Origin of the sequence: Streptomyces sp. NPDC020807, assembly GCF_040641575.1 — a bacterium.
GTDB lineage: Bacteria > Actinomycetota > Actinomycetes > Streptomycetales > Streptomycetaceae > Streptomyces.
Genome location: NZ_JBFADU010000053.1, coordinates 2,753 through 4,045, shown reverse-complemented (window position 1 = coordinate 4,045; position 1,293 = coordinate 2,753). Strand labels below are relative to the sequence as shown.

The window sequence follows — 1,293 nt, the reverse complement described above, 5'->3', positions numbered from 1 at the left end:
TCCGATCACCAGTGATGGCCCCCCTTCTCCCGAAGTTACGGGGGCATTTTGCCGAGTTCCTTAACCATAGTTCACCCGAACGCCTCGGTATTCTCTACCTGACCACCTGAGTCGGTTTAGGGTACGGGCCGCCATGAAACTCGCTAGAGGCTTTTCTCGACAGCATAGGATCATCCACTTCACCACAATCGGCTCGGCATCAGGTCTCAGGCTATATGTGTGACGGATTTGCCTATCACACGCCCTACACCCTTACCCCGGGACTACCACCGCCCGGGCTGGACTACCTTCCTGCGTCACCCCATCGCTTACCTACTACCACCTTGGGTCGACGGCTCCACCACTTTCCTTTCCCCGAAGGGTCCGGAACGGCTTCACGGCCTTAGCATTAATGGGCTCGATATTGGGCGTTTCAAAGCGGGTACCGGAATATCAACCGGTTGTCCATCGACTACGCCTGTCGGCCTCGCCTTAGGTCCCGACTTACCCTGGGCAGATCAGCTTGACCCAGGAACCCTTAGTCAATCGGCGCACACGTTTCTCACGTGTGTATCGCTACTCATGCCTGCATTCTCACTCGTGAACCGTCCACAACTCGCTTCCGCGGCTGCTTCACCCGGCACACGACGCTCCCCTACCCATCACAGCCTCCGTTGGGAGTATGTGCTGCAATGACACGACTTCGGCGGTACGCTTGAGCCCCGCTACATTGTCGGCGCGGAATCACTTGACCAGTGAGCTATTACGCACTCTTTCAAGGGTGGCTGCTTCTAAGCCAACCTCCTGGTTGTCTCTGCGACTCCACATCCTTTCCCACTTAGCGTACGCTTAGGGGCCTTAGTCGATGCTCTGGGCTGTTTCCCTCTCGACCATGGAGCTTATCCCCCACAGTCTCACTGCCGTGCTCTCACTTACCGGCATTCGGAGTTTGGCTAAGGTCAGTAACCCGGTAGGGCCCATCGCCTATCCAGTGCTCTACCTCCGGCAAGAAACACACGACGCTGCACCTAAATGCATTTCGGGGAGAACCAGCTATCACGGAGTTTGATTGGCCTTTCACCCCTAACCACAGGTCATCCCCCAGGTTTTCAACCCTGGTGGGTTCGGTCCTCCACGAAGTCTTACCTCCGCTTCAACCTGCCCATGGCTAGATCACTCCGCTTCGGGTCTTGAGCGCGCTACTAAATCGCCCTATTCGGACTCGCTTTCGCTACGGCTTCCCCACACGGGTTAACCTCGCAACACACCGCAAACTCGCAGGCTCATTCTTCAAAAGGCACGCAGTCACGAGGT

1 rRNA gene (running past both ends of the window) is annotated in these 1,293 nt (G+C 56.7%); it reads right to left on the bottom strand.

From position 1 onward, the window contains the following. Positions 1-1,293: ribosomal RNA gene (locus AB0G79_RS33245) — 23S ribosomal RNA — on the bottom strand (it extends past both window edges: 1,269 nt to the left, 729 nt to the right).